14 protein-coding genes are annotated in these 14023 nt (G+C 69.7%); 6 read left to right on the forward strand and 8 right to left on the reverse strand.

Translation table 11 applies throughout. The features are described from left to right. Positions 1-92: 92 nt before the first annotated feature. Positions 93-1235, reverse strand: a complete 1143-nt coding sequence (locus ACSAMQ_RS17190; RefSeq protein ID WP_435396827.1) for an AAA family ATPase — start codon at positions 1233-1235, stop codon at positions 93-95. Positions 1236-1483: 248 nt separating this feature from the next. Between ACSAMQ_RS17190 and ACSAMQ_RS17195 the strand changes: the two genes are divergently transcribed. The 3 genes from ACSAMQ_RS17195 to ACSAMQ_RS17205 are packed head-to-tail and all read left to right on the forward strand — an operon-like array spanning position 1484 to position 4244. Then, a complete protein-coding gene (locus ACSAMQ_RS17195) occupies positions 1484-2839 on the forward strand; it encodes an AAA family ATPase (RefSeq protein WP_435396828.1) in 1356 nt (451 codons plus the stop codon). Further along, positions 2839-3315, forward strand: a complete 477-nt coding sequence (locus tag ACSAMQ_RS17200) for a hypothetical protein (RefSeq protein WP_435396829.1) — start codon at positions 2839-2841, stop codon at positions 3313-3315. Before ACSAMQ_RS17195 ends, ACSAMQ_RS17200 begins: the two co-directional genes overlap by 1 nt. Further along, entirely contained in the window at positions 3312-4244 is a 933-nt protein-coding gene (locus ACSAMQ_RS17205) for a tetratricopeptide repeat protein (protein ID WP_435396830.1), read from the forward strand. Before ACSAMQ_RS17200 ends, ACSAMQ_RS17205 begins: the two co-directional genes overlap by 4 nt. A gap of 19 nt (positions 4245-4263) precedes the next feature. On the opposite strand, the gene ACSAMQ_RS17210 is transcribed toward ACSAMQ_RS17205, so the two are convergent. Then, on the reverse strand, positions 4264-4977 hold the full coding sequence (locus ACSAMQ_RS17210; protein WP_435396831.1) for a rhomboid family intramembrane serine protease: 714 nt from the start codon (positions 4975-4977) through the stop codon (positions 4264-4266). Between the two features lie 92 nt (positions 4978-5069). Continuing rightward, complete coding sequence (locus ACSAMQ_RS17215) at positions 5070-5405, reverse strand: MGMT family protein (RefSeq protein WP_435396832.1); 336 nt, start codon at positions 5403-5405, stop codon at positions 5070-5072. 38 nt (positions 5406-5443) lie between these two features. On the opposite strand from ACSAMQ_RS17215, the gene ACSAMQ_RS17220 reads away from it, so the two are divergent. After that, positions 5444-5851 carry a hypothetical protein gene (locus tag ACSAMQ_RS17220; protein ID WP_435396833.1) on the forward strand — a complete coding sequence of 136 codons (408 nt, stop codon included), beginning with the start codon at positions 5444-5446 and terminating at the stop codon, positions 5849-5851. A gap of 208 nt (positions 5852-6059) precedes the next feature. Here ACSAMQ_RS17220 and ACSAMQ_RS17225 read toward each other — a convergent pair whose 3' ends face one another. Together ACSAMQ_RS17225 and ACSAMQ_RS17230 are read right to left on the reverse strand one after the other, a co-directional pair. Continuing rightward, positions 6060-7187, reverse strand: a complete 1128-nt coding sequence (locus ACSAMQ_RS17225) for an inorganic phosphate transporter (RefSeq protein WP_435396834.1) — start codon at positions 7185-7187, stop codon at positions 6060-6062. Positions 7188-7197: 10 nt separating this feature from the next. Next, positions 7198-7824 carry a DUF47 domain-containing protein gene (locus ACSAMQ_RS17230; protein ID WP_435396835.1) on the reverse strand — a complete coding sequence of 209 codons (627 nt, stop codon included), beginning with the start codon at positions 7822-7824 and terminating at the stop codon, positions 7198-7200. Positions 7825-8177: 353 nt separating this feature from the next. Here ACSAMQ_RS17230 and ACSAMQ_RS17235 point away from each other — a divergent pair, with 353 nt between their 5' ends. Further along, positions 8178-9518 (forward strand): hemolysin family protein, encoded by a 1341-nt coding sequence (locus ACSAMQ_RS17235; RefSeq protein WP_435396836.1) that lies wholly within the window; start codon positions 8178-8180, stop codon positions 9516-9518. Further along, entirely contained in the window at positions 9502-10197 is a 696-nt protein-coding gene (locus ACSAMQ_RS17240) for an exopolysaccharide biosynthesis protein (protein WP_435396837.1), read from the forward strand. The genes ACSAMQ_RS17235 and ACSAMQ_RS17240 overlap by 17 nt, the downstream gene beginning before the upstream one ends. A 158-nt stretch (positions 10198-10355) precedes the next feature. Here ACSAMQ_RS17240 and ACSAMQ_RS17245 read toward each other — a convergent pair whose 3' ends face one another. The 3 genes from ACSAMQ_RS17245 to ACSAMQ_RS17255 all read right to left on the reverse strand — a co-directional run. Continuing rightward, positions 10356-12491 carry a putative bifunctional diguanylate cyclase/phosphodiesterase gene (locus tag ACSAMQ_RS17245; protein WP_435396838.1) on the reverse strand — a complete coding sequence of 712 codons (2136 nt, stop codon included), beginning with the start codon at positions 12489-12491 and terminating at the stop codon, positions 10356-10358. Further along, a complete protein-coding gene (locus ACSAMQ_RS17250; protein ID WP_435396840.1) occupies positions 12488-13453 on the reverse strand; it encodes a phosphate/phosphite/phosphonate ABC transporter substrate-binding protein in 966 nt (321 codons plus the stop codon). Before ACSAMQ_RS17250 ends, ACSAMQ_RS17245 begins: the two co-directional genes overlap by 4 nt. A gap of 144 nt (positions 13454-13597) precedes the next feature. Next, positions 13598-14023: RNA methyltransferase (locus ACSAMQ_RS17255; RefSeq protein ID WP_435396839.1), on the reverse strand; the 426-nt coding region annotated here is incomplete at its 5' end.

The following is a 14023-nucleotide window of genomic DNA, read 5'->3' on the forward strand; positions in this document are numbered from 1 at the left end:
CGCCAGCGCGTCGAGCAAACCCTGCGCCGCCGCGCCGATCCCGATCGCGCCTTGCGGCGCGGGCGGGTCGGCCTCTGCCCGCCAGCGCCACTTCATGTCGGCGCGGCGACCCGTTCGACCAGCCGCGCGCGCTCGGCGGCGAGTTCAGGCGGAATCGAATGCGGGTCGAAGTTGGCGTCGATCTCGCGCAGCAGGGCTTCGGCCATCGTCGCCGAGCCCGGTGCGCCGACGGCGCCTTGCAGGCAGCTGCGCGCGGCTTCGATCAGCCGCGCGGCGCGCGACACCGGCTGCAACACCGCGTGTTCGACCGCGGCGCGCAGGGTCGGGTTGGCCGCCGTCGACAGCGAGTCGCGCAGCGCGTCCTGGGCCGCGGCCTGCGCCTCGCGGGTCGGCATCACGTAGAACAGCGGCCACAGGTCGGCGGCGGTCGCGGTGTCGCGCCCGGCGAGCACCGTGGCCGCGGCGATCAGGCGCTGGACCTTGACGATGCGCCGGTCCGACAGGCTCAGGCCGGCGCTGCGGAGCTTGCGGATCGCCTCGGCCAGCAGGCCGCGCGCCGGGCCCATGCTCACCTGCGGCACGCGCCGGCTCAGCAGGTCGATGTCGGCCAGTTCGGTACGGTGCTCGACCGCGGCGCGTTCGGACCGCCAGCCGCCTTCGAGCAGGGCTTCGAGTTGATGGTCCGGCACCGGCTCGACGAACAGGTGCAACAGGAAGCGGTCGGCGAACGCCGCCAGCGACTCGTCGTCGGGCAAAGCGTTCGCCGCGCCGACGCAGACCCGCAGCGGGCAGTCGATCTGGGTGTGGCCGCGACGGAAGCGGCGCTCGTTGAGTACGCCGAGCAAGGTGTTGAGGATCGCGGTCGAACCGAGGAAGACCTCGTCGAGGAAGGCGACCTCGGCCTCCGGCAGCATGCCGGTGACATCGGTCTCGACCACGCCCTCGCGCAGCCGGCGCAGGTCGACCGGGCCGAACAACTCGGCCGGCTCGGTGAAGCGCCCGAGCAGGTACTCGAAGTAACGCCCGCCGAGCGCGGCGGCGACGCGCCGCACCACCGCACTCTTGGCGGTGCCGGGCGGGCCGACGATCAGCAGGTGTTCCTGGGCGACCGCGGCCAGCACGATCAGCTCGGCGAGTTGCTCGCGTTCGACCAGGCCGGCGGTGGCGGAATGGACGGCATCGCGGACGCGGGCCGCGGCCTGCTCCGCGGCGGAAGGTTCGGGCGAAAAAGTCATCGACGGACGGCCTGGATCCTTGGCGTCGCCATCGGCGGGCGGCGCGCGGGCGGCGCGCGGTCCTGCGGCGGCGGGCTTGCTGACGGGGCGTGGCTCGCAGCCCGGAAACGGACCTGCGCCACAGTTCGCACTGTAGGCGCAGCGCTCGTCGAACCGCAACCGGCGGCACGGTACGGTTGAGATCGCGAACCTATCCCGCGCGGTTTTTCTTTACGCTATACGCCGCCACGCCCGGCCAGGATGCCGCCATGCCCGATACCTCCCTCGACGATCTGCTCGCCGCGCTCGCCGCCAGCCCGCACAACCCGGCGCTCGGCATGCTGGTCGTCAACGCCTGCCTGAACGAGTCCGACCCGGACGCGCTGATCCGCGCACTCGAGCTCGGCGGCGACGCCCTGCTGGCCGACCCGACCCAGCGCGACGCCGCGCTGCGCCTGCTGCTGGCGCACCGCCACGACGAGCGGGTGCTGCGGATCGCCCCGGAGAACTCGGCGGCGTCGCTGTTCGCGCGCGCCCGGCAGCTGCTCGGCGAGGGCCGCCGCGAGGACGCGCGCAGCCTGTACCAGCAGGCCATCGCCCTCAACCCGGCGCTCGAGGACGCCGCCCTGGCGACCGAGCTGGCCGGCAAGGTGATCTCGCTGGCCAACGCGCGGCGTCTGCAGGCCGGCAGCCTGCAGACCAGCATCGCCAACGACGACACCGATGCCGAAGACGTGTCGCGGCTGTTGCAGCCGCCGGAGGCGCGGATCGGTTTCGCCGACGTCGGCGGCCTGGACGAGGTCAAGCACCAGATCCGCCGCCGCATCATCACCCCCTTCCTCAAGCCCTCGCTGTTCGAGCGCTTCAAGCGCCGCTCCGGCGGCGGCATCCTGCTGTACGGGCCGCCCGGCTGCGGCAAGACCCTGCTCGCCCGCGCCACCGCCGGCGAATGCGGCGCGCGTTTCTACAACGTGGCCATTACCGACGTACTGGACATGTATATCGGCGAGTCCGAGCGCAAGCTGCATGCGATCTTCGAGACCGCGCGGCGCACCGCCCCGGCGGTGGTGTTCTTCGACGAGATCGAGGCCATCGGCGGCAAGCGCCAGTACTCGCGCGAGGCCACCTCGGCCAAGCTGGTCAGCCAGTTCCTGACCGAACTCGACGGCTTCGCCCAGAACAACCAGGGCGTGCTGATCCTCGGCGCGACCAACGTGCCCTGGGCGGTCGATGCCGCGTTCCGCCGGCCCGGCCGCTTCGACCGGGTGCTGTTCGTGCCGCCGCCGGACGAGCCGGCGCGACGCGCCATCCTCGAGCTGCTGCTGCGCGAGCGCCCGCTCGGCGAGGACATCGACGGCGCCGAGATCGCGCGCCTGAGCTCGGGCTATTCCGGCGCCGATCTGCGCAACCTGGTCGAGACCGCGATCGACGAAGCGATCGAGGCCTCGATCGACCAGGGCCGGGAAATACCGCTGACGATGAGCCACCTGCGCGCGGCCCTGAAAGACACCCGTTCGACCACCCTGGAATGGCTGACCACGGCGCGCAACCACGCCCGGTACGCCAACCAGGGCGGCCAATACGACGAGGTGCTGGAATTCCTCAAGCGCCACGGGGGCGGCTGATGGCGACCTCGGTCTATCGCCTGCCCGACGAGCCCCTGCCGTCCGGCCTGTCGCGCTACGCGGTCGACCCGGTCTGGCCGCTGCTCAGCGTGATGCTGGCCGGCAGCGGGTTCGGCCTGGCCTGGTTCGGTTTCAATTCGCTGGCGCTCGGCAGCCCGACGCGCTGGCGCGAATGGGCCTGCATCGGCCTGAGCGCGATCGGCAGCCCGCTGCTGCTGTTCGCCCTGGCGTTGTGCGAGCAGAAGGGTTGGCTGCAGGGCGCGCAGCTGCGCTACGCCTTTCTGAGCATCCTGCTGCTCAAGCTCGGCATGGCCTATGCGGTGTACCTGATGCAGCAGCGCTGCTTCGAGATCTGGGAGTACTACGGCGGCCAGCCGCGCAACGGCCTGCCCCTGATGATCCTGCTGGCGGTGGTCGGGCGCGGTGCGCTCGCGAGCGTGCAATTGCCCGCCCTGGTCTCGGTGATCCTGCAATGAACGACGTCAGCCACGGTTACTGGTTCCGGATGGCCGAGCGTTACTACGCTCACGGCCAGATCGACGAGGCCATCGATGCGTTGCTGCGCCTGCTCGGCGAAGACTCCGACCAGGCCGGCGCGCACGCCTTTCTCGCCTTGTGCCTGGTCAAGCGCAAGCGCCTGCATGCGGCCGCGCTGGAAGCCGGACGCGCGCTCGAGCTCGAACCCGACTCGCCGTTCGCGCATCTGGCCGCGGCGATCGTCGCCACCGCCGGCCGGCGTTTCCGCGACGCTGAAACCCATCTGCAGTCGGCGCGCGAACTCGACCCGGACTCGGCCTCGATCGCCGATGCCTTCGCCCGCCTTTACAGCGCCTGGGGCCGCGACGCGCAGGCACTGGTGGAAGCGCGCCGCGCCTGCGAACTAGAACCGGGCGACGTCGACTACCAGGCCCTGCTGGCCTCGCTGGAGCTGCGCCGCGGCGAGCGCCAGAAGGCCGAGGCGCTCGCCCGCGAGGTGCTGGCCGCGCATCCCGAACACGTCGAGGCCCTGTGCGTGCTCGGCCACTGCGAACTCGCCGCCGGCCGCACCGACAGCGCCCGCGACCACGCGGTCTGGGCGCTGCAGATCGACCCGATGGACGCCGAGGCGCTGACCCTGATGGCGGCGGTGAAAGCGCGCCGCAGTTGGCTGCTCGGGCTGTGGTGGCGGTTCCAGAGCTACATCAGCGCCGGTTCGCGCACCCGCGCGGTGGTGCTGCTGCTCGGCATCTTCCTGCTCTATCGCATCGCCCTGATCGCCCTGCCCGAACATGGGCTCTCGCACTGGGCCGGGCCGCTGTCGTATCTGTGGCTGGCGTTCTGCGCCTATACCTGGATCGCGCCGAGCCTGTTCTGGCGCTCGATCAAGCGCGAGCTGGAACAGGTCAGGCTGCGCCCGGGGTTCTGAGCGCAGGGCGGCTTTCGCTTTACTTGACCACCCGCAACTTCGTGGTCCGCCGGCGCTGGCGCAGGGCTTCCACGCGCGGATCGCGGCGGGGGCCGCCGCTGCCGCCGCCCGGCGGCCGCTTGCGCCAATACCGGATCGTCAGCCAGCCGACCAGCATGCCGCCGAGATGGGCGAAATGGGCGACGCCGGTGCCCTGGGCGAATACGCCGTAGATCACCGCGGCGACCGCATAGATGATCACCAGGGTACGCGCCTTGAGCACGATCGGAAACGGCAGCAAGGTCACGCGCCGGTTCGGAAACAGCAGGCCGTAGGCCAGCAACAGGCCGTAGATGGCGCCGGACGCACCAAGGGTCAGATAGAGGTCGCCGTGACGCGCGGCGACCGAGGCGACCAGCAACTGCAGCAGCGCCGAACCGATCAGGCAGGTGAAGTAATAGATCGCAAAGCGCCTGGCGCCCCATTCGTATTCGAGCGAGGCGCCGAACATCACCAGCGCCAGCATGTTGAACACGAGGTGGCCGATGCCGCCGTGCATGAAGCCCGAGGTGAGCAACTGCCAGGGCATGAAGTTGCCGTCGGCCGGAACGTGCGCGGGCAGCCACGGCCACAACTCCAGCCACAGCACCCAACCGCGCGTCGCTTCGCCTTGGCTCAACAGCGCTTGCAGGATGAATACGGCGACATTGGCGATCAGCAGTTTCCTGACGACCGGCGGGATACTGGAAAACATCGCGGCTCCTCGAATCGGGCGATATGGTAGCCCTTGCCTCGGCCGCGCACCGTGAGCGCCGCGTGGGCGCGACGCCCGCGCGCAGCCGGCGTTCAGTCGGCCGGGCCCCAGATCTGCGAGTCCAGGGTCGGCGCCGCGCGCTGGCCGCGCACGCGCCCGTTCACCACCTCCACGCCTTCGGCGCGCAGGCGCTGGCATTGCTCGCGGTAGCCGGCGGAACCTTCCGGCAACGCGATCCGCCCGTCCGAACGCAGCACCCGATGCCAGGGCAGTTTGGCGTCGTCGTTCTCGCTGAGCAGGCGCGCGACCAAGCGGGCCCGTCCGGGCAGTCCGGCGCGGCGCGCGACCTCGCCGTAACCGGCGACTTCGCCCTTGGGAATGGCGCGGATCGCGGTCCGGATGCGTTTAGCGGCAGTTTCGCTGTCCATCGCGGTAGCATAGGCCCTGCAACGCGCAGGAGTCGCCCATGCATTTCGAACAGATCCGTACCCATCTGACCCGAGCCGGGTTCCACCTCACCGTCCACGACGAAAACGTGATCTGCATCGAGCTCTCGCTCGAACAGGGCACCCGCCACCAGGCGATCTTCCTGTCCGAACTGGAAGACGACGACGGCCGTCCGTTCGTGCGCGTGAGCACCGCGATCGCGCCGACCACCGGCCTGGACGCGCGCCGCGCGCTGGCCTTCAACTGGGAAAGCCACGTCGGCTACCTGGCGATCGGCAACCTCGACGGCGTGCCCTATCTGCAATTGTGCGAAAACCGTCCCGCCGAAACCCTGGACGCCGCCGAGCTGCAGCGCCTGGTGATGGAGATCGGCGGCGTCGGCGACCGCATGGAACGCGTGCTGTCGGCGGACGGCGATCTGCTGTAAGGCGGTCGGTTGGCGGCCGCCGCGTTCGGCGTCTGCAGCGCGAGGCCTTCAGGCCTGTGTCGTCGCCGGGGGTTCGCAGTCGCGCCATCACGACGGCGACGCCGCCCGCACAGCATTCGCAATAAACAAACCCCGCCACAAAAAAGGCCCGCATCGCTGCGGGCCTTTTGCTATGCGCCGAGAGGCCGCACCGCGCGGCCGGTTCGGCTCAGATCCAACCGAAGAACCGCATCGTCTCGAACAGCGCATAGGCGATGCCGCCGGCGGCCGGAATGGTCAGGATCCAGGCCCAGATCATCTTCTCGACCACGGTCCACTTGATCGAGTTGAAACGCTTGGCCGTGCCCACGCCCATGATCGCGGCGGAGATGTTGTGGGTGGTCGAGACCGGAATGCCCAGCGAGGACGCGAACATGATCACCGAGGCGGCGCTGGTCTCGGCGGCGAAGCCGTGGATCGGGTGCAGCTTGACCAGCTTGTGGCCGAGAGTCTTGATGATGCGCCAGCCGCCGGCGGCGGTGCCGGCGGCCATCACCACCGCGCAGGTCAGCTTGATCCAGGTGTCGATGTCGTTGTGGGCGATCGCGCCCGGCGAGGGATGCAGGAAGGCCAGCCACGCCGGCAGGTTGTCCAGGGTGCCGGCCTGCTGCGCGCTCATCAGCGCCAGGGCGATGATGCCCATGGTCTTCTGCGCGTCGTTCATGCCGTGGGCGAAGCCCATGCCGGCGGCGCTGACCAGCTGGGCCTTGCCGAAGAAGCTGTTGACCCAGCGCGGCCGCGCGATCCGCGCCAGGATCCCGCCGCTGCGCGCCATGAACGAGATGATCGCGAACAGCACGCCCATCACCAGGAAGCCGGCGGTGAAGCCGAGCACCGGCGAGGTGAACATCGGCACGATCACCTTCCACAGCACGCCGGCGCTCTTCCAGATCGGCTCGGCCGGATGCGACCAGACCACCGCATGCCAGTTGTTCGAGGCCGCCGCGATCGCCGCGCCGCACAGGCCGCCGATCAAGGCGTGCGAGGACGAGGACGGCAGGCCCAACCACCAGGTGATCAGGTTCCAGATGATGCCGCCGAGCAGCGCGCACAGGATCAACTGCGAGCCGACCTCGACCACGCCGGCGTCGATCAGGCCCGAGGCGATGGTCTTGGCGACCGCGGTGCCCCACAGGGCGCCGACCAGGTTGGTCGAGGCGGCCAGGATCACCGCCTGCATCGGCGAGAGCACCTTGGTCGCGACCACGGTCGCGATGGAGTTGGCGGTGTCGTGAAAGCCGTTGACGTACTCGAAGACCAGAGCCGCGACTATCACCACCAGGACGAGCGTCAGCATCGCGCGCGCCTCAGGAGTTTTTCAGGACGATCTGGTAGGCGACCACGCCGGCCTCGCGGCAGCGGTCGATCGCCTTTTCCAGGATCTCGAAGAACTCCTTGAGCAGGAACATCTGCAGGTTGTCGAGCTGGCCGGAATAAATATCGCGGTACAGCTCGAGCATCAGCCGGTCGGCCTCGTTCTCGAGCGCGCGCAGCTGGTCGTTGAGGGCCTTCATCGGCTCCAGCTTGAGCTGGCGCAGCTGGTGGACCATCTTCACCACCACCTCGGCGGCCTGTTCCAGCATCGCCGCGCGCGGCGCGAAGTCGATGTGCTCCAGGTGGCGGGTCGCCAGCGAATAGCGGTCGGCGAACTTCTCGACCTGCTTGGGGATCTTGTACAGGGCCGAGCTCAGCGACTCGATGTCCTCGCGCTCGATCGGGGTGATGAAGCTGTCGACCAGCTCCTGGCTGATCTTGTCGGAGGTCTCGCGCTCGCGCTGGCGGGCCAGCTTGAACGCGTCCAGCGCCGGCTGGCGGTCGGCCTCCTTGAGCATGGCGTGCAGGGCCTTGGTGCTGTCGTGGGCGGCGACGGCGGCCTCCTCCAGCAGGGTGTAGAACTGGTTGCCTTGGCCGAAAATGGTCTGCAGGGAAAACATGCTGGGTGCCTCTGGGCTGGGCCGATACGTGCCGGCCGCGCCGGGCCGAAGGGTTTTCGGGCGCGATTATGACGGTTTGACGACGCCGCGCCCACCTTGACGGCCGCCCGCGGCGGCGCCCAGGCCCCTGGAAGACGCGCCGGTCCGGCCGCCCCGCCCCCGGCCCGGGCTTTCACGAAGGGCCGCCGTGAAGGCCTGCTAAGATCGGGCCCCTGTTCTCAACAGTACGTTCCCCCGCCAAGCCTTTCCATGGACGACGACCCAAAAGCGCCGCCCGGCCGCGCCTCGACGGCCCCCACCCATCGCGTTGCGCGCTCCTTCCGTGAACCCACCGGCCACAGGAGGCACTGCCGATGCTGGAACTACTGATCGTCGTGGCCCTGATCGTCGTCAACGCTTTCTTCGCGATGTCGGAGATGGCGCTGATGACCTCGCGCAAACTGCGCCTGAAGCAGATGGCCGAAGACCCCGCGCACCCCAGCCGGGGCGCCCGCATGGCCCTGCAGTTGGCCGAGCACCCCGACAACCTGCTCTCGACCGTGCAGGTGGGCATCACCGCGATCGGCGTGCTCACCGGCACCTTCGGCGGCGAGTCGATCGGCCTGGCGATCGCCGGCTGGCTCAGCGGCGTGCTGCCCGGCGCGGCCGAGTACGCGCGCAGCATCGGCATCGGCACCGCGGTCACCCTGATCACCGCTTCCAGCGTCATCTTCGGCGAGCTGATTCCCAAACGCCTGGCCCTGACCAACCCGGAAAAGATCGCCAGTTCGGTGGCGATCGTCCTGGCCGGGCTGGCCCGCTTCGCCAAGCCGGTCGTCGGCGCGCTCGGCGCGATCAACCGCCTGGTGCTGCGCCTGCTCGGGATCAAGGACGACGCCCGCAGCGAGATCAGCGAAGAAGAGATCCGCCTGCTGGTGAGCGAAAGCCACGAACAGGGCGTGATCGACGCCGACGAGCGCAAGATGATGAACCGCGTGCTCAGCCTCGGCGACCGCACCGCCGAAAGCCTGATGACCCCGCGCACCCGCATCGCCTGGCTCGACGCCGGCGCGACCATCGAGGAAAACCTCGCGGCGATGCGCGAATCGCCGTTCTCGCGCTTCCCGGTCTACCGCGGCAGCGACCAGGACGTGCTCGGTGTGCTCGAGGCCAAGTCGCTGCTGCGCAACCTCGGCGTCGGCAACCTGCCCGACCTGTTCGGCCGGCTCACCGATGCCTTGTTCGTGTCCGAGTCGACCCACGCCCTCAAGCTGCTGGAGATCTTCCGCGAGGAACAGCAGTCGCTGGCCCTGGTGGTCGACGAATACGGCGACGTCACCGGCCTGGTCACGGTCAACGACCTGATGGGTGCGGTGATCGGCCGTATCCAGACCGCCGAGTCCGACGACCAGCCCGGCCCGGTGGTGCAACGCGAGGACGGCTCCTACCTGATCGACGGCGCGCTGCCGGTGGAGGAGCTGCGCGAAGTGATCGGCGGCGGACGCCTGCCCGACGAGGACGAACACGATTTCCACACCGCCGCGGGCATGGTGATCGCCCATTTCGGCCGCATCCCGCACGTCGGCGAGCATTTCAGCTGGCTGGGCTGGCGGGTCGAGGTGATCGACCTCGACGGGCCGCGCATCGACAAACTGCTGCTGCACCGCCACCTGCCGAAACCCCCGGAGTCCAGCGACGATGACAGCAGCGGCTGACCACGGCCCCGACGGCGAAGACGAGCGCCCCTCGCGCGGCCGGCGCCACAAGCCCAAGCCGCACGAAGCCGGCACCCGCGCCCTGCTCGACGCCATCGTCGCCGGCGATCCCGACGAGGTGGTCAAGTTCGGCGATGTGATCTCCGGCCTCGGCAACCGCTCGTTCGGCATGCTGCTGTTCGTCTCCACCCTGCCCGCCTTCATCCCGATCCCAGGCGTCGGCGGCGCGATCAGCGGGCCGTTGGTGGTGCTGGTCGGCCTGCAGTTGCTGATCGGCCTACGCAAGCCGTGGCTGCCGGGCTTCATCGCCCGCCGCGGCCCGCACCGCCGGGCGATGGGCAAGTTCCGCAACCTGCTCGCGCCGTGGCTGACCCGGCTCGAACGCGTGGTCTGCCCGCGCGCGACCGGCCTGCTCGACCATCGCGCCGCGAACGCCTTCACCGGCCTGTTGCTGGTGCTGCTCGGCGTACTGCTGTCGCTGCCGATTCCGTTCACCAACTTCCTGTTCGGCGGCCTGCTGCTGTTGTTCGCCTTCGCCCTGCTGGAACGCGACGGCAAGCTGATGGCGGTGGCCTGGGCCGCCGGTGCGGTCGCGGTGACGGTGTTCGGCATTTTGTCCGGCAGCCTGGCCCAGGCGTTGGCCGAGTGGATCGCGCTGGCGCAGGACAAGATTGGCTAAGCCGGATGGCTGAGCCGGAGCGGCTGAGCGCAAGCTCGGGCCGAAGCGCCGTGCGGCGGCCCGGGCGACCCGCCGCAGGCCGTCGGTAACGCCGCGGCGACGGGTCGCGTGGTTCGGATGCCGGCGAGTCCTGGCCGGCGTCGCCCGCTCGCGCGGCCTCAGCCGAGCAACAGCGCCAAAAATTCCTCGGTATTGACCGGGTGGCCGAGCCAATAGCCCTGGGCGAGATCGCAACCGCGCTCGCGCAGCACCGCGTACTGGCCTTCCTTCTCCACGCCTTCGGCGACCACGGTGATGCCGAGCGAATGGGCCATGGCGATGATCGCCGTGGTCAGCGCCAGGTCGTCCGGGTCGCGCAGCACGTCGGCGATGAAGCTGCGGTCGATCTTGACCCCGTCGACCGGCACCCGCCGCAGATGGCTCAGGCCGGAGAAACCGGTGCCGAAATCGTCGAGCCAGACCTTGACCCCGCTGGCGCGCAACCGCGCCAACAGGCTGCTGGCGTGGACCTCGTCGCCGATCACCGCGGTCTCGGTGAGCTCCAGATGCAGATGCGCGGCCGGCAGGCCGGTTTCCTGCAGGCAGGCCGCGACCACGTTCGGCAGGTCGCCGCTGCGCAACTGGCGCGGCGAGACGTTGACCGAGACGAACAGCGGGTCGGCGCCGGGCCGCGCGCGTTGCCAGGCGACCGCGTCCTCGCAGGCCGCGCGCAGCACCTGCGGGCCGAGCGTCTCGATCAGCCCGCTCTGTTCGGCCACGTCGATGAACACCGACGGTGCGATCAACCCCTGCTCGGGATGCTTCCAGCGCAGCAGCGCCTCGGCGCCGACCATGGCGCCGTCGGCAAGCCGGAACACCGGCTGGTAGACCAGGCTCAGTTCGCCGCGGTCCCAGGCGCCGCGCAGTTCGTGCTCCAGATGCACGCGGCGCTCCACCGCCTGGTCCATCGCCCGGCTGTAGAAGCGGTAGCAGTTCTTGCCGGCGACCTTGGCCTGGTACATGGCGATGTCGCCGTTCTTCATCAGCGCGGTCGCGCCGGAAGCGTCCTCGGGATACAGGGTCACGCCGATCGAGGTGCCCAGGAACACCTGGCGGTCGTGCACCACGATCGGCTGGCCCAGTTCGCCGACCAGCACCTCGGCGAGGTGGGTCGCGATGGTGCGCGCCTCGCCGTTGCGCTCGCGGCTGCCCTCGACCAGGATCACGAATTCGTCGCCGCCGAAACGCGCCAGCAGGGCGCGCTCGCCGCCGATGCGCTGCACGGTTTCCTGGATGCGGTTGGCGAACTGCAACAGCACCTCGTCGCCGGCGTCGTGGCCGAGGGTGTCGTTGACGCGCTTGAAGTCGTCGATGTCGGCGAACAGCAGGCCGAGCTGGCCGCTGTCGCCGCGCAGGTGCAGCAGGCGCTGGTCCAGCACCTCGCGGAAGGCCAACCGGTTGGCGAGCCCGGTCAGCGCATCGGTATAGGCCATGCGGCGGATGTCGCGGTCGTGCCGGGCCAGGCTCTGGCTCATGCGGCCGAAGGCCTGCATCAGGTCGCCCACCTCGTCGTTGCTGTGGGCGATCGGCGGCGCGCTGTCGAACTGGCCGTTCTCGATGGTGTGGGCGGCGTCGGCGAGTTCGCGGATCGGGTTGACCAGCCAGCGCTGGATCAGCCACAGCATCAGGCCGCCGAGCGCGAGCAGGCCGACGCTGAGCACGCCGACCCAGAACAACTGCCGGCGGCCGAGGTCTTCCAGGCGCTGGCGCACCTTGTCCAGGGCGCTGTCCTGGTAGGTCCGCATCGCCTTGAGGTCGTAGCCCACGCGCACGCCGCCGAGGCGCTGCTGGCCGACCTTGATCGGCGCGGACACGTCGAGGGTGGTCTCGCTCCATTGAGTGGACAAGGCCTGGGCGGTGATGATCTTCGCCGCCATCGCATCGTCCATGCGCTTGCCGTAGCTCGGGATCTCTTCGTTGCCGTCGTGGACGATGTTGCCCTCGTTGTCGTAGACGATGACGTAGCGCACGCCGGGATTCATCATCGCCGCGCGCCCGAGCTCGCCGATCGCGTCCAGGTCGAAGTAATACAGCGGATTGGTCAGCGAACCGGCGAGCTGGGCGACCTCGCCCTCGCCGTGCCGGCTCAGGCTCTCGGCGATGGTGTCGCGCATCGCCTCGCGGCTGATCCCGACCACTTCGCTCTGCATCCGCTCCTGGCGGTTGAGCAGCATCAGGATCAGGGTCACCACGACCAGGAAGGCCACCGCCATGATCGCGAAGAACTTGACCTGCAGGCCGGCGCGCAGACTCATTCGACCTCCGCGCGCACGCGGGCGACGCCGTCGGAGATATGCTCGAGCGCGCGCTGCGAGGCCGGGTCGATCGGCATGAACCGGGTGGTCTTGAAGAAGCGCAACAGCGCTTCGCCGGCGTCCGGGTCGCCGGCGGCGTCCAGCAACACCTCCCTAAGCCGGGCGGCGACCTTCGGGGCGAGATCGCCGCGCACCAGTTCCAGCGCGCGAGGGTACTGCTGGCTGCGGCCGATCACGACCAGGTCGCGGCGGAAGGCGTCGGGCACGCGGCGCGGATTGTCCCAGTCCAGGTTGCTCATCACCCCGGCATCGACCAGGCGCTTGTGCACCCAGGTCGAGATGTTGAGCTCCGAGCGCGCGAATAGATAGCCGACCGCGCCGCGGTTGATGCGATCGGTCGGCGACAGCAGGATCTCCAGCGACAGACCGCGTTCGAGCAGGGCCGCGGCCGGCACGAAATAGGCGCTGGTCGACGACGGCCGCTGGAAGGCGACGTTGTGCCCGCTGAGGTCGTCGAGCGAGCGCAGGCCGCTGTCGCGACGGGCGAAGAACACGCTGTGGTAGTGGCTGACGCCGTCGCGCTCGGTCAACAACAGCAGGCGCGCATCGGCGCGCTGGCGCAGCAGCACCGAGGTGCCGGCGGTCTCGGTGACCCAGTCGACCCGGCCGCGGCGCATGTAGCTGCCCATCTGCTGCGCGTCCTTGGCCATCAGGATGCGGCCTTCGCGGATGCCGACATCGGCCATGCGCGGGATCACGTAATCCAGCAAGGGCTTGAGCTGCTCGTAGTGGGCCTTGGGATCGTCGCTGATCCGGCCCAGTACCAGGACGTGTGCGTCGGCCCCGTCCTTGTGGCCGTTCTCGGTGTCGTGCGGCGCCGACCACGCGGCCACGGGAGCCACCGCCCCGGCCAGGACGAGCCCGAACAGCAAACCGAGAAACCGCGTACTAGCGATCAACAGCCTTCACCTGGTCGGATTGCCAGCGCAGCGTAATCGAAACCCGGGGCCGACCGATACCTCGTCGCGCCGGCCGCCGACAGCCCTGCGTCCGACGCGGCCGAACCGTCGTCGCCGATGGCGTCGCCGGCGCGCCCGGCCAGGGCTTCAGCCGCGCTGCCCGGCCAGCATGGCCATGCGCTCGACATCGGCCAGCACGCCGCGCAACAGCCGCACTTCGCGCTCGTCCAGGTCGGCGCGCAGGAACAGCCGGCGCAGCTTGCGCATGGCCGACTCGGGCGCGCGGCCCTTGTGGAAATCGATCGCATCCAGGGCCTCGCCGAGCTGGCTGAAAAAGCCCTCCAGCTGCGCGTGCGAGGCCGGCGGGTCGCGCCGTTCCGCGCCGCCGCCGGCTTCGGCCGCGGCCAGCGCGGCCATGCGCAGTTCGTAGCTCAGCACCTGCACCGCGGCGCCGAGGTTCAAGGAGCTGTACTCGGGATTGGCGGGGATGTGCACGGCGGCGTGGCAGAGCTGCAGCTCGTCGTTGTCCAGGCCGGCGCGCTCGCGGCCGAACACCACCGCGACCTCGCCGCC

The sequence above is a fragment of the Lysobacter sp. 1R34A genome (assembly GCF_051217035.1).
Lineage (GTDB): Bacteria > Pseudomonadota > Gammaproteobacteria > Xanthomonadales > Xanthomonadaceae > Lysobacter.